This window comes from Sabulicella rubraurantiaca, from assembly GCF_017355885.1.
In the GTDB taxonomy this organism is placed as follows: Bacteria; Pseudomonadota; Alphaproteobacteria; order Acetobacterales; family Acetobacteraceae; genus Roseococcus; species Roseococcus rubraurantiacus.
Genome location: NZ_JAFEUU010000001.1, coordinates 648,534 through 670,149, shown reverse-complemented (window position 1 = coordinate 670,149; position 21,616 = coordinate 648,534). Strand labels below are relative to the sequence as shown.

At 68.9% G+C, this 21,616-nt stretch carries 22 protein-coding genes; 6 read left to right on the top strand and 16 right to left on the bottom strand.

What is annotated here, in order from left to right:
* The first annotated feature begins 30 nt into the window (after nt 1-30).
* The 4 genes from phnF to JTJ31_RS03200 all read left to right on the top strand — a co-directional run bounded on the left by phnF (nt 31) and on the right by JTJ31_RS03200 (nt 4,616).
* Nucleotides 31-756, top strand: a complete 726-nt coding sequence (gene phnF / locus JTJ31_RS03215) for a phosphonate metabolism transcriptional regulator PhnF (RefSeq protein WP_328805654.1) — start codon at nt 31-33, stop codon at nt 754-756.
* 2 nt (nt 757-758) lie between these two features.
* Nucleotides 759-1,925 carry an alpha-D-ribose 1-methylphosphonate 5-triphosphate diphosphatase gene (locus JTJ31_RS03210; RefSeq protein WP_207537130.1) on the top strand — a complete coding sequence of 389 codons (1,167 nt, stop codon included), beginning with the start codon at nt 759-761 and terminating at the stop codon, nt 1,923-1,925.
* A gap of 215 nt (nt 1,926-2,140) precedes the next feature.
* Nucleotides 2,141-3,526: a hypothetical protein gene (locus tag JTJ31_RS03205; RefSeq protein WP_207537129.1), complete on the top strand. Its 1,386-nt coding sequence runs from the start codon at nt 2,141-2,143 to the stop codon at nt 3,524-3,526.
* Between the two features lie 94 nt (nt 3,527-3,620).
* Nucleotides 3,621-4,616, top strand: a complete 996-nt coding sequence (locus JTJ31_RS03200; protein ID WP_207537128.1) for a glycosyltransferase family 2 protein — start codon at nt 3,621-3,623, stop codon at nt 4,614-4,616.
* Here the strand turns inward: JTJ31_RS03200 and JTJ31_RS03195 are convergent.
* The 7 genes from JTJ31_RS03195 to dctP form a co-directional block, all read right to left on the bottom strand.
* A complete protein-coding gene (locus tag JTJ31_RS03195; RefSeq protein ID WP_207537127.1) occupies nt 4,552-5,067 on the bottom strand; it encodes a biotin transporter BioY in 516 nt (171 codons plus the stop codon). The two genes, JTJ31_RS03200 and JTJ31_RS03195, sit on opposite strands and share 65 nt — an antisense overlap.
* Before the next feature lie 46 nt (nt 5,068-5,113).
* Entirely contained in the window at nt 5,114-5,314 is a 201-nt protein-coding gene (locus tag JTJ31_RS03190; protein ID WP_207537126.1) for a hypothetical protein, read from the bottom strand.
* A 61-nt stretch (nt 5,315-5,375) separates the two neighbouring features.
* Nucleotides 5,376-6,623 carry a serine hydrolase domain-containing protein gene (locus JTJ31_RS03185; protein WP_207537125.1) on the bottom strand — a complete coding sequence of 416 codons (1,248 nt, stop codon included), beginning with the start codon at nt 6,621-6,623 and terminating at the stop codon, nt 5,376-5,378.
* Between the two features lie 81 nt (nt 6,624-6,704).
* Nucleotides 6,705-7,940 (bottom strand): ABC transporter substrate-binding protein, encoded by a 1,236-nt coding sequence (locus JTJ31_RS03180; protein WP_207537124.1) that lies wholly within the window; start codon nt 7,938-7,940, stop codon nt 6,705-6,707.
* A gap of 60 nt (nt 7,941-8,000) precedes the next feature.
* A complete protein-coding gene (locus JTJ31_RS03175; RefSeq protein ID WP_207537123.1) occupies nt 8,001-9,278 on the bottom strand; it encodes a TRAP transporter large permease in 1,278 nt (425 codons plus the stop codon).
* The gene (locus tag JTJ31_RS03170; protein WP_236019784.1) at nt 9,275-9,862 is read right to left on the bottom strand and encodes a TRAP transporter small permease; all 588 of its coding nucleotides are present in this window, start codon (nt 9,860-9,862) and stop codon (nt 9,275-9,277) included. The genes JTJ31_RS03175 and JTJ31_RS03170 overlap by 4 nt, the downstream gene beginning before the upstream one ends.
* A gap of 24 nt (nt 9,863-9,886) precedes the next feature.
* Nucleotides 9,887-10,855, bottom strand: a complete 969-nt coding sequence (gene dctP / locus JTJ31_RS03165) for a TRAP transporter substrate-binding protein DctP (RefSeq protein ID WP_207537122.1) — start codon at nt 10,853-10,855, stop codon at nt 9,887-9,889.
* 146 nt (nt 10,856-11,001) lie between these two features.
* On the opposite strand from dctP, the gene JTJ31_RS03160 reads away from it, so the two are divergent.
* Both JTJ31_RS03160 and JTJ31_RS03155 read left to right on the top strand, forming a co-directional pair.
* Nucleotides 11,002-12,468, top strand: coding sequence for an N-acyl-D-amino-acid deacylase family protein (locus JTJ31_RS03160; RefSeq protein WP_207537121.1), 1,467 nt, complete (start codon nt 11,002-11,004; stop codon nt 12,466-12,468).
* Nucleotides 12,469-12,538: 70 nt separating this feature from the next.
* A complete protein-coding gene (locus JTJ31_RS03155) occupies nt 12,539-14,161 on the top strand; it encodes a thiamine pyrophosphate-binding protein (RefSeq protein ID WP_207537120.1) in 1,623 nt (540 codons plus the stop codon).
* 3 nt (nt 14,162-14,164) lie between these two features.
* Here JTJ31_RS03155 and JTJ31_RS03150 read toward each other — a convergent pair whose 3' ends face one another.
* The 9 genes from JTJ31_RS03150 to JTJ31_RS03115 are packed head-to-tail and all read right to left on the bottom strand — an operon-like array spanning nt 14,165 to nt 21,553.
* Nucleotides 14,165-14,728: a VUT family protein gene (locus JTJ31_RS03150; RefSeq protein ID WP_236019783.1), complete on the bottom strand. Its 564-nt coding sequence runs from the start codon at nt 14,726-14,728 to the stop codon at nt 14,165-14,167.
* Nucleotides 14,694-15,392 carry a 7-cyano-7-deazaguanine synthase QueC gene (queC, locus tag JTJ31_RS03145; protein WP_207537119.1) on the bottom strand — a complete coding sequence of 233 codons (699 nt, stop codon included), beginning with the start codon at nt 15,390-15,392 and terminating at the stop codon, nt 14,694-14,696. The genes JTJ31_RS03150 and queC overlap by 35 nt, the downstream gene beginning before the upstream one ends.
* Entirely contained in the window at nt 15,389-16,417 is a 1,029-nt protein-coding gene (gene queG / locus JTJ31_RS03140) for a tRNA epoxyqueuosine(34) reductase QueG (RefSeq protein WP_328805653.1), read from the bottom strand. Before queG ends, queC begins: the two co-directional genes overlap by 4 nt.
* Complete coding sequence (locus JTJ31_RS24470; RefSeq protein ID WP_236019782.1) at nt 16,414-16,809, bottom strand: RidA family protein; 396 nt, start codon at nt 16,807-16,809, stop codon at nt 16,414-16,416. The genes queG and JTJ31_RS24470 overlap by 4 nt, the downstream gene beginning before the upstream one ends.
* Nucleotides 16,806-18,410, bottom strand: a complete 1,605-nt coding sequence (locus JTJ31_RS03135; RefSeq protein ID WP_207537117.1) for an AMP-binding protein — start codon at nt 18,408-18,410, stop codon at nt 16,806-16,808. Before JTJ31_RS03135 ends, JTJ31_RS24470 begins: the two co-directional genes overlap by 4 nt.
* On the bottom strand, nt 18,410-19,564 hold the full coding sequence (locus JTJ31_RS03130) for an acyl-CoA dehydrogenase family protein (RefSeq protein WP_207537116.1): 1,155 nt from the start codon (nt 19,562-19,564) through the stop codon (nt 18,410-18,412). Before JTJ31_RS03130 ends, JTJ31_RS03135 begins: the two co-directional genes overlap by 1 nt.
* On the bottom strand, nt 19,564-20,358 hold the full coding sequence (locus JTJ31_RS03125) for an enoyl-CoA hydratase family protein (RefSeq protein WP_207537115.1): 795 nt from the start codon (nt 20,356-20,358) through the stop codon (nt 19,564-19,566). Before JTJ31_RS03125 ends, JTJ31_RS03130 begins: the two co-directional genes overlap by 1 nt.
* A complete protein-coding gene (locus JTJ31_RS03120) occupies nt 20,355-20,831 on the bottom strand; it encodes a MarR family winged helix-turn-helix transcriptional regulator (RefSeq protein WP_207537114.1) in 477 nt (158 codons plus the stop codon). Before JTJ31_RS03120 ends, JTJ31_RS03125 begins: the two co-directional genes overlap by 4 nt.
* Nucleotides 20,831-21,553, bottom strand: coding sequence for an SDR family NAD(P)-dependent oxidoreductase (locus JTJ31_RS03115; protein WP_207537113.1), 723 nt, complete (start codon nt 21,551-21,553; stop codon nt 20,831-20,833). Before JTJ31_RS03115 ends, JTJ31_RS03120 begins: the two co-directional genes overlap by 1 nt.
* Between the last annotated feature and the right edge of the window lie 63 nt (nt 21,554-21,616).

Below are 21,616 nucleotides of genomic sequence, written 5' to 3'. Positions count from 1 at the left end.
GGGGGAGCCATCAGTTTGGTTGAAGATTCCGTGACGCTTGACCGCGCGGCAGGCGTGGCGCTGTGGCGACAGATCGCCGGCCGCATCGAGGCGGACATCACCTCGGGGGCCCATGCGCCCGGAGACCGCCTGCCAACCGAGGCGGAACTGTCCGCGCGCTTCTGCGTGAACCGCCACACGCTACGTCGTGCGATGGAATCGCTGGAAGCGCGCGGCCTCGTGCGGGTGGAGCAGGGCCGTGGCTCATTCGTGGCGGAGGATGTGCTGGACTATCCGCTTGGCTCGCGCACCCGCTTCAGCGAGATCATCCGTGCTCAGAACCGTGAGCCGGCCGGGCAAGTGATCCGCCTCGCGGAGATCGAGCCGGAGCCACGCATCCGCGAGATGCTGGAACTAAAGAAGGGGGCGCGGGTGGTGATGGTGGAGCGTGTGTCCATGGCGGATGGCCGCCCGGTGGCGCTGGGCGCACACCATTTCCCGCTCGCCCGGTTTCCCCGCATCGCGGCTATGCTGCGCGAGAACCCCTCCATCACAGCCGCGCTGGTGGCATCCGGCGTTCCGGATTATCGCCGCCGCGTCACCCGCATCACGGCTAGGATGCCGACCGCCGAGGAGGCGATGCTACTGGTCCAGTCGCGTGCCCGCCCTGTGTTGGTGAGCGAATCGCTGAACGTGGATGCGGAGGGAAAGCCCGTGGACGCGACGATCACACGATATGCCGCCGGCCGCACGCAACTCGTCGTCGGAGAAGGCTGACCATGAACTGGACCATTCGCGGTGGCGCGGTGCTGCGCGACGGGCGCCTTGCCCCCGGCGAGGTCGGGCTCTCCGACGGCCGGATCATGGCAGGGGCAGGAGGGAAGGGCTTCGACGCGCGCGGCCTCCTTGTCCTGCCCGGCATCGTGGACATCCATGGCGACGCGCATGAGCGCTGCATCCAGCCCCGGCCCGGAGTCGATTTCCCAGCCGCCTTCGCCTTGCGCGACGCCGCCTCGCAGATCCTGGCCGCCGGCATCACCACCGCCTTCCTCGGCGTCACGCTGTCCTGGGAGCCGGGGCTGCGCTCGCTGTCCGTGTTCCGCGATCTGCTCGCGGCGCTTCGCGATCCGCCGCCCGGGCCGGAGCTGCGCGTCCATCTGCGCTTCGAAGCCGACAACTTCGAGGCCGAACCCAGTGCGCTGGCAGCCATCGAGGAAGGCGCGGTCTCCCTGCTCGGCTTCAACGACCACACGCCCGGCATCCTGCGCCGGCTGGACGACCCGAAGCAGCTTGGCAAATACGCGGGCCGCGCCGGGGTGAAGGAGGAGGAGTTCCGCCGCCTTGCGCTAGAGGCCGCCGCGCGCCGTCCCGAGGTGCCGGCCGCGCGCGCCCGCATGGCGGAGGCCGCGCGCCGGGTGGGCATCCCCATGCTCTCCCATGACGATGCAAAGCCGGAGGACCGCCGCTATTTCCGCAGTCTCGGCGCCACGATCTGCGAGTTCCCCATGGCCGAGGCCGTGGCGGAGGAGGCGCGGCAGGCGCGCGAGGCGGTGGTCATGGGCGCGCCCAATGTGGTGCGCGGCGGCAGCCACCTGGGCTGGGCCAGCGCCGCGCCGCTGGCCGAGCGCGGCCTCGTCTCCGTGCTGGCCAGCGACTACCACTGGCCGGCGCTGACGGAGGCGCCGTTCCGCCTCGCCGAGCGCGGGGTGCTCGACCTCGCGGCGTCCTGGGCGCTCGTGTCGGAGAATCCGGCTCGCGCCCTCGGCCTTTCGGACCGGGGCCGCATCGCGGAAGGGCTGCGCGGCGACCTCGCCCTGCTGCGGACCGAGGGCGGGGTGGAGGCGGTATTCGCTGTGGGCGAGCTGGCCTGGGTCGCGCCCTCCGCGGCGTGGCGCCTAGCTGGGGCGACGCATCGGACAGAAGAGGTGGCCGCCGCGCTGATGTAGCGCGACACGGACTGCTCGGTCAGTAGCCTGCAATGAGACCGCCATACGGGTGAAGCGATCCCTCACCGGACCGCGAAGTCCTTGCCAGTCCATTGGCTCACGCCTATCGGTCGCTTGCCTAAAAGTCGGATGACCCGAGCTCAGGGCCAGTCATGGAAGCTAGCATGTCTTCAGAAAGCGCTCGCGTCCCCGTCCGATGGCTCCTGGGATTAGTCGTGACGGTTGTAGTGTTGCATCTCGGCATTGTGCTGAATCCGGGTTATTTTAGCCATGACGAGTGGGAAAAATGGGACCACGTTTCAAAAAGTGGATTCCGTGATTTCATGCTGGCCTACGGGCGCGTGCAGTCAGGTCCTGAGTTCGGGTATCCTGTTCGTCCTCTGGGTTTCCTGCAACAAGGTTTCAGCGCGCTGTTCATGGTCAGTTCCCCGCTTTTGGTGCACCTGGGGGATGTGCTGTTTCACGCTGGCACTGCCGTCGCGCTACTGACAGCGCTTTTGCGCTGTGGGGCCCCGCGGAACTGGGCGTTGCTCGCCGCCCTATGCTTCGCCGCCTCGCCGCTTGCAACAGCGTCCACCGGCTGGATGGCAGCATCGTTTGACCGATGGTACGCTTTGTTTGTCTTGCTAAGCTGCACGGAAGCTATCCGGGCAATGCAGTCAGGACTTACTCCAGCGCGCGGTATCGCGCTTGTTGTCTGGTCTTCTGCAGCGATCCTTTCCAAAGAGACCTCTGTCGTCCTGCCAGGGGCCGTGCTCGTTTCCATCCTCGCCGCTTGGTTAATCGCCCCCGTGTCACCCCCGCTCTCTTGGACGAGGCTTCTCGTTATCCTGGTTTTGGTTTGCCTACCAATCGTTGCCTATCTCGCGGTACGGATACCGGCCATTGTGGCTACGCTGGAAGGACGGGCGGTCGCCACCTACTCTCCTTCCACCCGCTATCTTGGTCGAAATCTGCTCGGGTATTGGGCTTTCCCTTTCCTTCCACACATGACGGACTTCCCTCGTCAGTCGCGGCTCGGCTTGCCAGCCTATGTGGGGGCAGCCTTGCTCCACGCTGGGCTCGCGGCGCTGGTGGGATACTGGAGCCAGTGGCGGGTCGCCTTCCTCTACATTGCCGCCTATTTCCTATGCCTTATGCCGGTCCTGACCCTGGCGGAGCCCGGCAGCCATTACCTCTACGCATCCGGCATTCCATTCGCACTCGCCCTGGCTTTCGCCATCGCAGAAGCTTGGCGGCGGGCGCGATGGATGCTCTTGCCGCTGGGTGTCTCCGCTGGGCTGATGCTTATGACCAACGCCTTCATACAGCTTCGCCTCTACCGCGATGGATTATGTCAGGATGCCTTCTTGGAAACGCTCGACGCGCGGCTCGCTGAGTCGCGGGGCTCTGGTAGACGCGAACTCGCGGTCACTTTCGAGCCCGGCGTGAGAGAGTGGGTCGCACGCCGTGCAATACACGACCGCCCGGCCTATGACGGGCGCGAAGGCGATCCAACCGTCCGATTGATCCTGAACGGGCACTTGCCCGAGGGGGCGTTGCGAGCCGTAACGGGAAGCGATTGCCGCGTGCGGGGAAGTGCCCCTGGCACGACCGATTGAAGGCGGCTCCCGGCGCAATTCGGTGAGGGGCAATGCTCGCTCCTCTGGAGGTCACTGAGGTGGAACCTCAGGGAAAACCGCGCCAAGATTGATCATGCCACTGACTACTTCCCACGTCGCGGTGCTTGTCCCCTGCCATAACGAGGCGCTGACCGTGGCCGAGGTGGTGCGCGGCTTCCGCGCCGCCCTGCCGGACGCGGTGATTTACGTCTATGACAACAATTCGACGGACGGCACGGCCGACATGGCGCGCGAAGCGGGGGCGGAGGTCCGGTTCGAGAGCCGCCCCGGCAAGGGCAGCGTCGTGCGCCGCATGTTCGCGGACATCGAGGCGGATTGGTACGTCATGGTGGATGGCGACGCGACCTATGACGCCTCTAGCGCGCCACGCCTGATCGCCGCTGCGGCCGAGGGCCGGTTCGACATGGTGAACGCGGCGCGGGAGGAGACGGGGCACGGCGGCGCCTACCGGCCCGGCCACCGCTTCGGCAACCGAGTGCTTACCGGGCTGGTGGGCCGCGTCTTCGGCACCCAGACGCGCGACATGCTCTCCGGCTACAAGGTGTTCTCGCGCCGCTTCGTGAAGAGCTTCCCGGCAATGAGCGCCGGCTTCGAGATCGAGACGGAGCTGATGATCCACGCGCTCGAGCTTCGCCTGCCGGTCGGCGAGATCGCCGCGCCCTATAGCGAGCGGCCCGAGGGCTCGACCAGCAAGCTGTCCACCTGGCGCGACGGCTTCGTGATCCTGCGCCTCATCGGCGTGCTGGTGCAGCGGGAGCGGCCCTTCGAGTTCTTCTCGATCCTGGCTGGACTGCTGGCGGTCGTGGCGCTGGGCCTCGGCCTGCCGGTGGTGTTCGAGTTCATTGAGACGGGGCTGGTGCCCCGCCTGCCCACGGCGGTATTGGCCTCGGCGCTCGTCCTTGCCGCACTGCTGTCCTTCGCGGTCGGGCTGATCCTGCAGGCCGTTACCCACAGCCGGCGCGAGATGAAGCGGTTGGCCTATCTCGCGCTCGGCTTCGGTGGAGTTAGCGCCGCAGTGCCTTCAGCGAGGCCAGCGCCAGCGCTGTCTTCAGCAACGTCCCGGGGATGAACAGGACGAAACCCGCCCAAATCGCCCGCTCGATCCCCACATAGGCGGCGAGCCAAAGGACGCCTGGCACGAAGAGGGCGAGATGCGCGGCAACCAGCACCGCGCCCTGGCGCCACCAAGCGCCACGCGCCGCGTAGCCGGCGAGCCAGGCAGCAGGCAGGAAGCCGACCAGATAGCCTGCGGTCGGACCGGCGAGCACGGCAGGACCGCCCGTGCCATTCGCAAAGACCGGCAGGCCCATCGCGCCTTCGATCAGGTAGAGCGCGACGGCGGAAGCGGCGAGGCGTCCACCGCCCAGGGCGCCGAGCAGCAGCACCACGAGGCTCTGCATCGTCGCCGGCACCGGCCAAAGCGGCAGGGCCACCTGCGCCGAGGCGGCCAGCACCACGGAGCCGAGGAATGCGAGCGCCGCGAAGCGTGACGCGGCGCGCAGGGGGAGGTCATGGGTCATGGGCGCCGCCTCGCATGCTGCGCGCGGCGCCGCAAGCCCGGCACGGTCAGGTGACGGCGTCCTCGGCGGATTCCGCGTGGTGAATCGGGTCGGAAGCACCGCGATCGCTCCGCCCCATCGTGCGGCGCAGCGCGCAGGCTCCAGCCAGGACCGCCGTGCCGAGGCCCAGCCCCAGCGCGAACGCGCATTTGGCCACCAAGGCCAAGGTCATCATGCCCAGCGGGGCACCGAATGGGCGCAGGATCATGCCTTCCTCCTCATCTCGAGACGGAAGATGGTCCTGCGCCGGGCCGGGTCAACGCCCCGCTTCAGCCCTCATCCACCAGCGAGCCGTAGACGAGGTTCTTGAACAGCATCCGCGTGCGGACGCGGTTGGACGGCCCTTGCGCCATGAAGACGCCAACCAGGTTCTGCGCCCGGTCGATGGTGAAGGACGTCCCCCAGGCGCCGGCCCACATCGCATCGCCGGGGCTGCCCGGCGCGACGCCCATGCCATCCGCCAGCCGCACCCCGAAGCCCAGCCCGAAGCCATAGCCTGGCCCGGTGCTGGCGGCCGGCGATCCGCCCATGCCAACGATGTGGTTGCTCATCATGAAGCGGACCGTGGTGGGGGAGAGGTAGCGTCGGCCTTCGAAGCTGCCGCCATCCAACAGCATCTGGCAGAAGCGGTGGTAGTCAGCGCTGGTTCCCACCATGCCGGCACCGCCCTTCAGGTAGGAATTGGTCGAGTTGTCCTGCCGGATGCGGTAGGAGGCCCACATGGAAGCCTTCAACGGATCGGAATCCGGCGCCTCGGCGAGGCGCGGCGCACGAGCATCATCTACCCACCAGACCGTGTCCTTCATGCCAAGCGGGCCGGTGATACGGCTTTCCAGCAGCCGATCCAGCCGCTCGCCGGCCACGCGCTCCAGCAACAGGCCCAGCACGTCGGTGCTGATAGAGTAGAAGAATCGCTCGCCGGGCTGGAAGGCGAGGGGGATGGTGCCGAGGCGGCGCAGCATCTCGTCGCCGGCCAGCGTCTGCTCGCGTGCCTCGATGTTGTGCTGGTTGTAGAGATCGCGGATGCGCTCCGGCGCCGCGTCGGCATAGACGAAGCCAGAGGAGTGACGCAGCAGGTCCTGCACCGTGATGGGCCGCGCCAGTGGCTGGTCACCCTGCGGCGTGTGGACCACGAGGTTCCGCAGCTCGGGCATCCATTCCACGATCGGGTCGCGCAGCGACAGCCGGCCCTCCTCGATCATCATCATCGTAGCGACGCTGGTGAGGGGCTTGGTCATGGAAGCAAGCAGGAAGATGCTGTCCAGCGCCATGGGCTTCTGACGCGCCATGTCCTGATGGCCATAGGCCTGGTGGTGCACCACCTCGCCATTCCGGGCGATCAGGCCCACGGCTCCGAGGAAGGAGCCGCGCTCGATCTCGCGGGCCATGGCGGGGGCGAAGCGGTCGAGCCGCGAAGGAGAGAAGCCCTGGCGAAGCGTCTCGTTCTGTGCGCGGGCGAGGCTTGGGGCGGCGAGAAGCCCGCCCGCGATGACCGGAAGCTGGCGTCGTGCGATCATGGACCTTGTCCTCCTTGGCGCGCCTCTGCCGGGCCGCCAGCGCAAAGGTTGCGCCAGCATAGTCCCGGCGTAAAGCGCGCTTCAGCCCCGGACCAGGGGGCAGCCACCCTCCGAAAGTGGGCGCCAAGCTTCTTCGGTCGGGACAGTGGCGCGCAGCTTGAAGTAGTCCCAGGTGCCGCGGCTCTCGGCGGGAGACTTCACCTCGAACAGGTAGGCGGGATGCATCTTGCGGCCGTCCTCGCGGATGCGGCCGGGGCCGAAGGCGTCGTCATCCGTCGGCATGCGCTTCATCACCTGCAGCACCTCGCCGCCGCTTGCCTTGGCGCCGGCCGCGCCCATCTCGGCCACGGCCTTCAGGTAGTGGATGGCGCAGGAATAGGTGCCCGCATGCTCCTGGTTCGGCATGTTGGTGGGCGTGCGGCGCAGGATGCGCTGCGCGAGGCCGCGCGTGCGGTCGTTGAGGTCATGGTAGAACACCTCGCTCATGATCAGGCCCTGGGCGGATTCCAGCCCGATGGCGTGCACGTCGGTGATGAACATCACCATTCCCGCCAGTTGCTGACCGCGCCGGGTGATGCCGAATTCGCGCGCCTGCTTGATGGCGTTGACCGTATCCTGCGCGGCTGTAGCGAGGCCGACCACCTTGGCGCGCGACGCCTGGGCCTGGAGCAGGAAGGAGGAGAAATCGGTGGTGCCCGGGAAGGGGAAGCGCGCCGAACCCAGCATCCGCCCACCGGCGCGCTGAACGAATCCCGCCGTGTCCCGCTCCAACTGGTGGCCGAAGGCATAGTCGGCGGTCAGGAAGAACCAGGTATCACCACCGGAGCGCACCGTGGCCCCGCCGACCACATTCGCGAACATCCAGGTGTCGTAGGTCCACTGGATGGTGTGGGAAGAGCACTGCGCCCCGGTGAGGGCGGATGAGGCCGCGCCCGAGGCCAGCTGTACCTTGTCGCGCTCCCGCACAAGATTGGCGACGGCGAGGGCGATGGCGCTGTTGTTCACCTCGCAGATCATGTCCACGCCCTGGGTGTCGATCCAGCGTCGCGCGAGGGCGAGGGCCGCGTCCGGACGGTTCAGGTGGTCGCCCTGCAACACCTCCACGTTGATGCCCCGCTGCGATAGGCCGAGATCCTCCACGGCCTGCTGCACGGCCGCGACGGAGGTAGGGCCTGAGGTGTCGCGGTACGGGCCGCTGAAATCGGCCAGCACGCCGATGCGGATCGTGTTGTCGCGTGGCTGGCTGCGCCCGGGAAGGGGCGAAAGGGCAAGCACGCTCCCCGCGCGGAGGGCGGCGCGGCGGCTGATCGTCTGCATGGACAACCTCCCTATTGTTCGGTGGAGGTTGCCGGGGCCTCAGGCGGCGTGCAAGCGCCCTTAGCCGAACACGAGCCTGGGCAGCAGAAGCGAAACGGCCGGGACGTAGGTGATGATCATCAGGCAGAGCAGGATGACGGCGATGAAGATCGGCAGGTAGCGCATCATCTGCTCGATCGAGGTGCCGGCCACCTGCGCCGCCGCGAAGAGGTTTACCCCAAAGGGCGGGGTGATCATGCCGAGGGCGAGGTTCACCACCATCACGGTGCCGAAATGGACGCCATCGATGCCGAAGCGGGTCGCCGCCTCCTGAAGGATGGGCGCGAGGACGATGATGGAGGCGCTCGTCTCCACGAACATGCCGACCACGAAGAGGAAGAGGTTGACGCCCAGCAGGTACCAGCCCGGCCCATCGAAGGTCTCGACCAGCCAGGCAGCGGCCGCATCGGGCACGCCCTGGCGGTTCAGCAGCCAGGAAAACAGCCCGGCGCAGGCGATGATGAACAGGATGACCGTGGAGGAGACGACCGACCGGCGGAAGATCGGATACAGGTCGCGCCAGCCCAGTTCGCGATGCAGCACCATGCCGACGAGCAGCGCGTAGGCCACGGCGACGACACTGGCCTCGGTGGGGGTGGTGATGCCGCCATAGATGCCACCCAGCACCACCACGGGCATCAGCAGTGCCCAGCCCGCCTGCTTGGTCGCCTGCAGCAGCGGGAGCCGACCCTCGCCATCCTGCTTGCCCCAGCCCTTGATGCGGCACCAGACCAGCACGGTCGCGATCAAGGCGAGGCCGATCAGCACCCCTGGCCCGAAGCCGGCCAGGAACAGCTCCGGGATGCTGACCTGGGTGCTGACGCCGAAGAGGATCATGGGGATGGAGGGCGGGATGATCACGCCAAGCTCCGCCGCCGTGGCCTGGAGCGCGGCGGCGAAGCCGACCGGATAGCCATGCCTCACCAGCGCCGGGATCATGATGGCGCCGATGGCGAAGGTGGTGGCAACGCTGCTGCCGCTGATCGCGGCGAAGATCATGCAGGTGACGATGCAGGTGCAGGGCAGCCCGCCCTGAACGCCACCGACAAGGCTTTTCGCTAGATCCACGAGGCGGCGCGAAATCCCGCCCACATCCATCAGATTCCCGGCCAAGATGAAGAAGGGGATGGCGGCCAGAGGAAACCGGTCCAGCGAGACGAATAGCTGCTGCGCCGCGACGATCAGTGGGAAGCTCGTGAAACCCACGATGCCCCAGACCGCGGCGATGCCGATGGCTACAGCGACGGGCACAGCCGCCGCGAACAGCACCAGCATCACGGTCAGCATGGCACCGGTCATGCCACGTCCTCCAGCGATCCCTCATTGCGATCCAGAAAATGCGCGAGGGCGCCGAGGATGGCGAAGGCGGCGCCGATGGGAAGCGCGGCGTAGCCCCAGCTCATGGACACCTCCAGCCCTGCCATTTCCTGGAACTGCACCCGTTCGGCCATGGACCATCCGAACCACAGCAGAATGCCAAGGAGAGACAGGCAGGCCGCGAGGGACGCGGCCTCCACCGCCCGGCGCACCGCGCCCCTGCTGTAGCGATGCGCGGCGTCGATGGCGACGAGGGCGCCAGCCCGCAGCGCCACGGAGAGGCCGAGATAGGTCATCCAGATCAGCGCCGTCCGCACCAGCGCCTCAGACCAGATGGCGGGCGTCTCGGTCGCGAAGCGGGCGATGACCTGCCAGAGCCCCGCTCCAAAAGCGACGGCAAGGGCAAGGCAGGCGAGGATGGCGGCGAGGCCGGTGGCGACACGGTCCAGCAGAAGCACCCCCCGCCGCAGCGCGGGCACCCGTGGCCCCAGCAGCAGCGCCGCCGCCGTGGCGAGAAGGCTGAGCGCCCCCACCGCCATCAGCGGCCCGGTATTCATCGGGTTCATCGCCTCGCCCGGCCCTTGAGCGGCTTACTGTGCCGGGCGCCAGCTGCGGATGCGCTGGAGAAGGGCGCGGTCGAGCTGCTGCTCGATCTGCCCGGCCGAGGGGGCGAGGGCCTGCTGGAAGGCCGCGTTGTCCACCTGTGTCACCACGGTCATGCCTCGCCTGCGCAGCTCCTCCACGCCCGACGCCTCATCGGCCGAGACGCGGTCACGGTTCGCGCGGGCGGCCTGACGCGCCGCCTCGTTGAAGGCGTTGCGGTCGGCGGCCGACATGCGCGCCAGGAAGGCCGGATTGCAGATCAGCACGCCCGGGGAATAGACGTGGCCCGTCAGCGTCAGGAAGCGCTGCACCTGATTCAGGTTGTTGGCCACGATCACCGGAATCGGGTTTTCCTGCCCGTCCACCGTGCCCTGCTGCAGCGCCGGCACCAGCTCGGAGAAGGCCATCGGCGTCGGCAGGACGCCCAGCGCGCTGAAGGCGCGCATGTGGACCTGGTTCTCCATGGTGCGGACCTTCAGCCCGCGCATATCGGTCGGAGTATTCACCTCGCGCCGCGAGTTGGTCAGGTGGCGGAATCCGTTCTCCATCCAGGCCACGCCGACAAGGCCACGCGGCTGGAAGCGGGAAAGAAGCTGCTGGCCGATCTCGCTGTCCAGCACGCCACGCGCATGCGGATAGTCGCGAAACAGGAAGGGCACGTCGAGGTTCCGCACCTCGGGCACGAAATTCCCGACCGGGCCAGTAGAGCCGAGATAGCACTCCGCCGTGCCGATCTGCACGCTCTCGATCACCTCGCGCTCATTGTCGTTGCGCTGAATGTTGACGCGGTAGCGGCCATTGGTCGCGCGCTCGAAAGCTTCCTTCAGCGCGGAGGCGCCCGCGCCGTAGTGGCTGTTCAGCGGCAGCGGATGCTGGATGGTGAGCTGGGTCTGCGCGAAGGCCGGGCTGGCCATCATCGCGGCGAGGCCAGCGGCGGCGAGAGTGCGGCGGAGCATGGTCTGGAACCTCCCGAGCGGGGCGCCTACGCAGGGCGCCGGTTGCCCGCAGCGTTACCGCTTCCGTTCCGGCCCGTCCATCCGGCGTGCCCTGGCGCGACGCGCGACCCTGCGGCATGGTGAGGCCAACGACGGAGACCCTGCCCATGGCCTTGCGCTGCGACCTTGTGATCCGGAATGCCACCGTGCTCGACGGCACGGGTGCCCCGCGCTTCCGCGCCGACGTGGCGGTGGAGGGCGATCGGATCGTGAGCCTCGGCGATCTCGGCTCCGCCAGTGGGCAGGAGGAGGTGGACGCAGAGGGCCTCGCCCTCGCCCCCGGCTTCATCGACGCCCACACCCACGATGACCGTCTGGTGCTCTGCGGCCCGGAATGCGTCCATTGCAAGACCAGCCAGGGCGTGACGACGGTGGTGGTGGGCAATTGCGGCGTGTCCCTCGCCCCGCTGCGGATGGAGAAGCGCCCGCCGCCGCCGCTGGACCTGCTGGGCGATGAAAGCTGGTTCACCCTGGGCGGCTTCGGCGAATATGCCGAGGCGCTGGCGAAGCGTCCCACGGCGGTTAACACCTTCGCCTTCTGCGGCCATCAGTCGCTGCGCGTCGAGGCGATGGAGGGCGACGTGTACCGCCCGGCCACGGACCGCGAGATCGCGCGCATGCAGGACAGGCTGCGCGAATCCTTGCGTGAGGGGGCGGGCGGCTTCTCGACAGGCCTCTACTACCCGCCCAACATGCACGCGCCGACGGAGGAGGTGATTGCCGTCGCCAGCGTGGTTGCGGAGGAAGGTGGTCTCTACGCCACCCACATGCGCGACGAGGCGGACGGCGTGATGGATTCCATCCGCGAGACGCTGCGGACGACGCGCGAGGCCGGCAACATCGAGACGGTGATCTCCCACCACAAATGCTCCATGCCGGAGAATTTCGGCCGCTCGCGGGACACGCTCGCGTTGATCGACGCGTTGGGCCAGGACCAGCCCGTTGCCTTCGACGTGTACCCCTATCCGGCGGGTTCCACCGTGCTGATGCCGGAAAGGCTGCGGCAGGACGTGCCCGTGCAGGTGACGTGGTCCGTTCCGCACCCCGAGCAGGCGGGGCGCAACCTGGACGACATCGCCCGCGACTGGGGCATGACGCGGCGCGCGGCGGCGGAGAAGCTGCTGCCGGCCGGCGCCATCTACTTCCAGATGGACGAGGCCGACGTGCGCCGCATCATGGCGCATCCGCGCTCCATGATCGGCTCGGACGGGATTCCGCACGATGCGAAGCCGCATCCGCGCCTTTGGGGCACCTTCCCGCGCGTGCTTGGGCATTACGTGCGCGATGTGGGGCTGTTCACGCTGGAGACGGCCATTCACAAGATGACGGGCCGCACCGCGCAGGTCTTCGGTCTGCCCGATCGCGGCACGATCCGGCCCGGCGGCTTCGCCGACATCGTCCTGTTCGACCCCGCGACGGTGCGCGACCACGCCACCTACGAGAACCCGGACGCCATCTCCGAAGGCATCCGGCGCGTGTGGTGCAACGGGGTCGAGACCTATCGCGAAGGGCAGGCGCCGACGGGGGCGGGCCCGGGCCGCTTCCTGGGCAATCCTCGCCTGCGATCCCGCTGAGCGGAGCGGCTTGTCCGGCCGCTTCCTCCGGCGCATCTTCCGCGGCCACTAGAAAGAGGAAATGCCGCCCGTGCCCAGCGCCGCCCAGATTCTCGTCGATTTCTTGTGCCGCCAGGGCGTGGACCGTGCCTTCTGCGTGCCCGGGGAAAGCTACATCGCGCTGCTGGATGCCATCCACGACGCGCCGATGGATCTGGTGGTCTGTCGCCAGGAAGGCGGCGCTGGCTTCGCTGCCCTGGCCGATGCGCGGCTCACCGGCCTGCCGGGCGTCTTCATGGTCAGCCGCGGCCCGGGCGCCTGCAACGCCTCCATCGCCCTGCACACAGCTGAACAGGATGCGGTTCCTCTGATCCTGCTGATCGGGCAGGTCGAGGCGCGCGACCTGCGCCGCGACGCCTTCCAGGAGATCGACTACCGCCGCATGTTCGGCGGGTTCTGCAAGTTCGTGGGCGAGGCGACCGGTCCAGAGCAGGTGCCCGAACTGATCGCCCGCGCCTGGGCCGCCGCGACGGGCGGCGTGCCTGGCCCTGTCGTCCTCTCCCTGCCGGAGGATGTGCTGGCCGAGGATTGCCCCGTCCGCATGGTCGAACCGACGCGGGTCGAGGCCGCCGCGCCAGACCCTGCGCCCCTGGCCGCCCTGCTGCGTGCCGCCGAACGCCCTATCCTGCTGGCGGGGCATGGGCTGGAGGGCGAGGGCGGCCGCGCCGCGCTGCGTCGCTTCGCCGAGGCTTGGAACCTGCCCGTCGCGGTGTCCTTCCGCCGGCAGGACCTCTTTCCCAATGACCATCCGCTTTATGCCGGCGACATGGGGCTGCGGAACCCGGATGCGCAGCGCGATGCCTTCGCCGAGGCGGATCTGGTGGTGGCGCTCGGCACGCGTCTGACGGACATCACGACCCAGGGCTATTCCTGGCCGGCACCGGGGCAGCGCCTTGTCCATGTCTGCCCCGATCCGCGCTTCCTCGGGTGGCACTTCCCCGCCGACCCCGCCATCACCGCCGATGCGCGGGCACTGCTTGCGGCGATGGAGCGCGAGGCGCCGGGCTTCCCGAAGGGCCGCACGGCGTGGTGCGAGAGGCTGCGCGCCCTGCACGTCGCCGACACGAAGGTGGCGCGCCGCGACTGGCCCGATGGGCTGCCCTTCGCCGAGGTCGCCCAGGCGATCGGCGAGGCACTGCCGGAGGACGGCATCCTGACCCTCGACGCCGGAACCTTCGGCGCGCCCTTCTACCGCAAGGTATCCTGGAAGCCGGGGCAGCGCCTCCTGGCGCCGATTTCCGGCGCCATGGGGTTCGGGGCGCCCGCGGCTGTCGCAGCGGCGCTGCGCTGCCCGGGCCGTACCGTCGCATGCGCCGTGGGCGATGGCGGGGCGCTGATGACTGGCGGCGAGCTGGCCGTTGCGCTGGAGCGCAAGCTGCCCATCAAGCTCATCCTGTCGGAGAACGGGGGCTATGCCAGCATCCGCATCCACCAGGAGCACCAGCACCCGGGCCGGGTCAGCGGCACCATGTTTGGCAACCCGGATTTCGGGCGCTGGATCGAAAGCTTCGGCCTGCCCCTGCTGCGCGTGAACACGCGGGACGATTTCGCCGCGATGCGCGAGGCAATCCGTCGTCCCGGCCCGGCCGGGATCCTGGTCCGCACCTCGATGGAGGCGGTGCTGCCCCGCCGCTCTGCCCTCGCGGCGGAGTGAGGGTCAGGCGAGGCCCAGTCGCTCGTCGCGCCGACGCAGCAGGGCAATGAGCGGAAGGGCCAACACGACCATCCACGCCTTCCCGATCACCTGGCCGGCCAAGTAATCCAGGCTGCCGAAGGCGAGCCAAAGGAAGACCACGCTGTCCACCACCAGCCCAACGGCGGAGGAGGCCAGCACCGCCCGCGTCAGCCCGCGCCGCTGCAAGGGCGTGTAGACGACAAGGTCAGCAGCTTCCGACAGGAAGAAGGCCGTGGCCGAGGCGACGACGAGTGCGGGCGGCGCCAGAAAGGCGGAGAGCACCGTCCCCGCGGAGATGGCGGTGGCTGCCCAACCCAGTCCTAGACGCCGCTGCACGAGGTCCCGCAGCACCAAGGCAAGGCCGATCATCAGCACACCGGAGGGCGCCATCAGCCCAGGCGCCACGGGGATCAGGCAGGGGCCGTTCGGCACGCAGACCGTGCCGGCATTGCCGATCAGCCAGTTGGCTATCGGGATGCACAGCCCGAAGCCGAGCAGGAAAAGGAAGCCCTCAAGGCGGGGAGAGAGGATCATGCGACGCGGCATAGGCATCCCAGCCCCGGGCGCGCAAGTCGCAAGCCGGGCAATCGCCACAGCCATGCCCCCAGCGATGGAGTGTGCCGCGTACACCCCGGTAGCAGGAGTGGGACTCCCGGCGGATGAGCTCTACCAGCGCCGGGCCGCCCAGAGCCTCCGCAAGCTCCCAGGTTGCCTTCTTGTCGCGCCACATCAGCGGGGTGTGGAGGACGAACCGCCGGTCCATGCCCAGGTTCAGAGCCACCTGCATGGCTTTCACCGTATCGTCGCGGCAATCCGGGTAGCCGGAGTAATCCGTCTGGCACATGCCGGCGACGATGTGCCGCAGACCCCGCCGATAGGCGAGCGCGGCCGCCAGCGTCAGGAAGACGAGGTTGCGGCCGGGCACGAAGGTGCTGGGCAGCCCGTCGGCCTGCATGGTGATCTCGGCGTCGCGCGTCAGGGCCGTGTCGCTGATCGCGCCCAGGACAGGCAGGGAGAGCAGGTGGTCCTCGCCCAGGGCGGGGCAAGCCATGCCGTCGCGCAGCGCAGCACGGCAATCCAGCTCGACCTTGTGACGCTGGCCGTAATCGAAGCCCAGCGTCTCCACCCTCTCGAAGCGGCGCATTGCCCAGGCGAGGCAGGTGGCGCTGTCCTGCCCCCCGCTGAACAGGACCAGCGCGCCTTCCGTCATGCGGCGAGTTCCCGCAGCGCCCAGGCCCCCGCCTCGGCTACGATCGGGTCGGCATCGGCGCCCAGCGCCTCGGCCTGGGGGCGGAGCGACGGGTCGTGGCTGTTGCCGATGGCGATGGCGAGGTTCCGGCGGAAGCGCCCGATGCCGATGCGCTTCACCGGGCTGCCGGCATAGCGCGCACGGAAGGCGGCGTCGTCCAGCGATGCCAGTTCGGCAAGGGAGGGCGCAACGTCGTGGCGCGGCTGGAAGGCCATCTCACGCGCCTTCCGGGCGAACTTGTTCCAGGGGCAGGCGGCCAGGCAGTCGTCGCAGCCATAGATGCGGTTCCCCATCGGGCGGCGGAACTCCTCCGGGATCGGGCCACGGTGCTCGATGGTGAGGTAGGAGAGGCAGCGCCGCGCATCGAGCCGGAAGGGGGCCGGGAAAGCGCTGGTGGGACAGGAATCCAGGCAGGCGCGGCAGGTGCCGCAATGCTCGCGCTCCGGCTTGTCGGGCTGGAGGGGCAGGGTCGTGTAGATCTCGCCCAGGAAGAGCCAGTTGCCCCATTCGCGGGACAGGAGGTTGGTGTGCTTGCCCTGCCAGCCCAGGCCCGCCTGCTGGGCCAGGGGCTTCTCCATCACGGGGGCGGTGTCCACGAAGACCTTGAGCGGCGCCCCCTTGAACTCGCGCGCCATCCACTGGCCCAGCGCCTTCAGGCGCTTCTTCACGACGTCGTGATAATCCTTCCCCTGCGCGTAGCAGGAGATGGTGGCGCGGTCCCGCTGACCGAGGCTCTCTAATGGGTCGTAGTCCGGTGCATAGTTGGTGCCGAGCACGACGACGCTCACCGCCTCGGGCCAGAGGGATTGCGGATGGGCGCGCTGTTCGCGCCGCGTCTCCATCCACTCCATCGTGCCGTGGGAGCCTTCGTCCAGGAAGGCATCCAGCCTTGCGCGCGCCTCGGGCGGCAGTGTGGCGGTGGTGAAGCGAACCGCGTCGAAGCCCAGGGCGAGAGCCTGCTCGCGGATGCGTGCTTCCGCGCTCACGGTGGCAGGATGGCGGTCGCCTCGATCTCCACCTTCGCCTCCGGCTCCACCAGCGCGACCACCTGCACCAGCGTCATGGCGGGGAAATGCCGTCCCATGACGGAACGGTAGGCGGGGCCGAGTTCCGCCAGGCTCTCGCGATATTCCGTTATATCGGTGACGTACCAGGTGAGGCGGGCAATGTGCTCGGCCCGGCCGCCGGCCTCGGCCATCACGGTGAGGATGTTCCGCAGCGCCTGCCGCGTCTGCGCGACGAAGCCCTCGGCGAATTGTCCCTGGGTGTCCCAGCCGACTTGCCCACCCAGGATGACAAGGCGGCCATCGCCCATCAGGCCGTTGGCGTAGCCGCGCGGCGCGGGCCATCCCTTCGGGTGAAGCGCGGTGAGGCTCATGGGGCGGGGCTCTGCCAGGGCGCGGCGTCGGGCGCAAGGGAAAGCTTGCGAAGGGCGAAGCGCTGCAGCTTGCCGGTTTCCGTGCGTGGGAGGGCGTCGTGGAACATTACCCTGCGCGGGTATTTGTAGGGCGCGATGATGGATTTCACGTGATCCTGCAGGGCGCGGGTGGTGGTGTCGTCGCGCGGATAATCGGGATGCAGCACGACATGGGCCGTGACGACCATGCCGCGTTCCTCGTCCGGTATGCCCACGACTCCGGCTTCCTTCACGGAAGGATGGGACAGCAGCGCCTCCTCCACCTCCGGCGCGGCGATGTTGTAGCCCGCGCTGACGATCAGGTCGTCGTTGCGGGCCAGGAAGTGGAAATACCCGTCCTCGTCCTGGAAGAAGCTGTCGCCAGTGATGTTCCAGCCATGCTGGACGTAGTTGCGCTGCCGCGGATCAGCGAGGTAGCGGCAGCCGGTCGGCCCGCGTACGGCAAGACGCCCCGGAGTGCCGCGCGGCACCTCCGTCCCATCGGGGCCGATGATCTTGGCCTCGTAGCCCGGGACGGGAAGGCCCGTGGCGCCGGGGCGGACCGCCTCCTCCGGCGCGGCAATGAAGATATGGAGCATCTCCGTCGCGCCGATGCCATCGAGGAGCTTCAGCCCGGTTACCTTCTGCCAAGCTTCGAAGATGGGCTTGGGCAGGTGTTCCCCGGCCGAGACGCATCTCCGCAAAGAGGAAAGATCGTGCTCACCCGCCTTGGCCGCCATGGCGCGGTAGGCCGTGGGGGCGGTGAAGCAGATCGTCGCACGGTACCGGGCGATGGCGGCGGCCAGTTCCTCCGGCGGCGCGCGCTCCAGAAGGATGGCGGTGGCGCCGACATGGAAGGGAAACAGCACCAACCCGCCTAGCCCGAAGGTGAAGGCCAGCGGTGGCGAGCCGATGAACCGGTCCTCCGCCGAGGGACGCAGCACCTGCGCGGAGTAATGGTCGCAGATCGCGAGCATGTCCCGGTGGAAATGCATCGTGCCCTTCGGCTCACCGGTGGTGCCGGAGGTGAAGCCGATGAGGCACACATCGTCCTGCGCTGTGTCCGCCGCTTGAAATTGTGGGGGCTGAGCAGCGCAGCGCGCCTCGAGCTCCCCGTCGCCCCAATGGAGGATGTGCCGGAGTTCCGGCGCCTCGGCGGCGGCGAGTTCCTCGGCGAGGCGCGCGTCGCACAGCGCGTGGGTGATGCATGCCTTGCGGAGGATCTGGCCCAGTTCCCGCGCGCGCAGCAGCGGCATGGTGGCGACCACCACCCCGCCGGCCTTCAGCACCGCGAAATACGCGGCGACCATCCAGGCGTTGTTGGCAGAACGCAGCAGGACGCGGTTTCCCGGCACGAGGCCGAGGTCCTTTACCAGCACGTTGGCGATGCGGTTCACGCGCTCCGCCAGTTGCGCGTAGGTAAGGGTCTCGGATGGCGTCACCACCGCCGGATGATGGGCGCGCGTCTGGAGGTTGCGGTCCAGCAATTCCGTCGCGCAATTCAGCCGCGCCTTGTAGGGCAGGGGCGTGAGGTCCGGCCATTCCTCGGGCGGCGGCAGGTTGTCGCGGCAGAAGCTGTCCATCACCCGGCCCTCCTGTCCCGTTCCGCGCGGGCGATCACCACGCGCTGGATTTCCGACGCGCCCTCATAGACTCGCAGCGCCCGCACCTCCCTTGCCAGGAGTTCCGGTCCGGAATCACGGACGACGCCAAGCCCGCCATGGATCTGCTGGCACGCATCGGCGACGCGGAACGCGGCCTCGGTGGCATGGAGCTTCGCCATGCTCGCCTCGCGCGACACGCGCGGCGTGCCCTGGTCCTTCAGCCAGGCGGCGCGGTAGACGAGCAGGGCGCTGGCTTCGACCGCGACTGCGGCATCGGCGATGGCGGCCTGGGTCATCTGCTGGTCGAAGAGCGTGGCGCCGAAGAGACGCCGTCCGGAAGCGCGATCCATCAGCAGGTCGAGGCCACGCCGCGCGAAGCCCAGCGCCGCTGCGCCCACCGTGGCGCGGAACACGTCCAGCACCGCCATGGCGACCTTGAAGCCTTCGCCCGGCGCGCCGATGCGGTGGGCATCCGGCACGAGCACGCCGTCCAGGCGCAACCGCGCCAGAGGATGCGGCGCCGCGACCTCGATGCGCTCCGCCACGCTCAAACCCTCCGCGTCGCCCGGCAGCCAGAAGGCCGTCAGGCCACGCGCCCCCGGTGCCTCGCCAGTGCGGGCGAAAAGCAGGATGGAGCCGGCGATGGCGCCGTTACTGATCCAGCTCTTCTCGCCGGTGATGCGCCAGTCGCTGCCGTCGCGGGTGGCGGTGGTCGCCAGGGCGGCGACGTCGCTCCCGGCTTCCGGCTCCGACAAGGCAAAGGCGGCGAGGCTGGTTCCAGCCCTGACCTCCGGCAGCACCTTGGCCCGCAACTCGGGAGCGCCGAACAGGGTCATGGCGCCGGTGCCCAGGCCCTGCATGGCGAAGGCGAAGTCGGCCAGCCCGGAATGGCGCGCCAGGATGTCGCGCGCGAGGCACAGCTTCCGCACATCCAGCCGCCCATCCGGCGGCACGGCCGCGTCAAGCAGCCCGGCCTCGCCCATCGCGCGTGCCAGGGCGCGGGTCGAGGCCTCGGCATCCTCATGGTCCGTCAGGGCTTCCGCGTGGCGTCCTGCCCATTCCTCGACGCGCGCCGCGTAGTCGCGGTGGGCGTCATCGAAGAAGGGCCAGCGCAGGAAGTCCCGGTCGGGCATCAATCCCCCTGGAAGACGGGTGTTCGCTTCGCCGCGAGGGCCTCATAGGCACGGCGGAAATCCTGGGTGGTCATGCACAGGGCCTGGGCAACGGCCTCGGCCTCGATCGCTTGCTCGACGCCCATGGCCCATTCCATCGCCAGCATTCGCTTGGTCATGCCGTGGGCGAAGCCGGGGCCAGCGGCGATCTCCGCCGCAAGGGCCTGCGCCTCCGCCAGCACATCGCCTTCCACCAGCCGGTTGAAGAAGCCCCAGCGTTCCCCTTCCTCGGCGCGCATGGCGCGACCGGTAAAAAGGAGTTCGGAGGCGCGGCCCTGTCCGATGATGCGCGGAAGAATCGCGCAGGCCCCCATGTCGCACCCCGCAAGGCCGACGCGATTGAACAGGAAGGCGACGCGGGCGCGTGGCGTGCCGAGGCGGATATCCGAGGCCATGGCGATGATGGCGCCAGCCCCAGCCGCCACCCCATCCACCGCCGCGACGATGGGCTGCGGGCAGGCGCGCATCGCCTTCACCAAGTCACCTGTCATGGCGGTGAAGCGCATCAGCCCCTTCGTGTCGCGTTCCAGCAGCGGGCCGATGATCTCGTGCACGTCGCCGCCCGAGCAGAAATTGCCGCCGGAACCCGTCACGACGAAGGCGCGGATGGAATCATCCGTCGCGGCGGCACGGAAGATGGCGACCAACTCCGCATAGCTGTCGAAGGTCAGCGGATTCTTGCGCGCGGGCCGGTCGAGGGTGAGGGTGACGACGCCGCCCTCGCTCTCGCTGCGGAGATGTTGCGGCAGGCTCATGCGCTTCCCTCGGCGATGGAATGCTTGGCGCGCCCGAGCAATGCGTGCAGCGCTGCGCGGTCCGCTGGCGTCACCCCGGCGAGAAGGGCGTTTACCCAAACCTCATGCGCGCGGGACTGGCGGGCGAACTCGCGCGCGCCCAGCGGAGTCAGGCGCAGGCGGAAGGCGCGACGGTCATTGGCATCCAGGCGCCGTTCCACCAGCCCTTCCTCCTCCAGGCGCGAGGCAAGGCCGGTGACGTTGCCGTTGCTCACCATCATCCGCCGTGACACCTCGCCGAGGGTCAGACCCTCCGGTGCGCGGTCCAGCGCGGCGAGCATGTCGAAGCGGGGCAGGGTGGTGTTGAACTCCGCGCGCAGGCGGCGACGGATCTCACGCTCCATCAGTGTCGCGCAGGTGAGGAGGCGCAGCCAAAGGCGGAGATTGTCCTTCCGGCCCGGTGGCAGCCCGGCGAGGGCGGTCTCGGCGTCCATCACACCTCCCCGCCCGAAACGGGCAGCGCGGCGCCGTTCACCCCCGGCGCGGCGCAGAGGAACAGCACGGCCTCGGCGACTTCCTCCGGCGTGAAGAGGCGGCCCTGTGGATTGCCCGAGGCTAGCGCGGCGCGGGCGGCGGCCGGGTCGCGGCCCGTCATGGCGCCGATGCGCGCGATGCTTTCCTGCAGCAGAGGTGTCTCCGTGAAGCCGGGACAGACGCAGTTCACCGTGACGCCGCGCGTCGCCACTTCCAGCGCAAGGGCACGGGTGAAGCCGAGCAGCGCATGCTTCGCCGCGACATAGGGCGCGACATAGGCATATCCCTTCAGCGCGGCCGTGGAGGCGACGTTGACCACGCGGCCCCAGCGCGCCTCCAGCATCCGCGGCAGCAAGGCGCGGGTCAGTGCCACGGCGCTCATGAGGTTGGCTTCCAGCGTGGCGCGGAACGTCTCGTCATCCGTCTTGAGGAAGGGCGCAGAGACGGCCGCACCCGCCGCGTTCACGAGGATGGAGGCGGAAGGAAGGGAAGGGGGCGTCCGGGCATCGGCGGCGATGCATTCGGCGGCTGCGCCGGAATCGACCGCCGCACGCAAGGGCGCCTCGCGCCGGCCCAGCACGGTGACGATGGCGCCGGCTTCGGTCAGCGCACGGGCGCAGGCCAGGCCGATGCCCGTACCCCCGCCGCTCACCAAGGCACGCTGCCCGTCGAACCGCAACATGCTTTGAGCTTAAAGCATTGCGGCCATGCCCGCCGCAAGGATATTCTCCGCCCCGACGGGCTC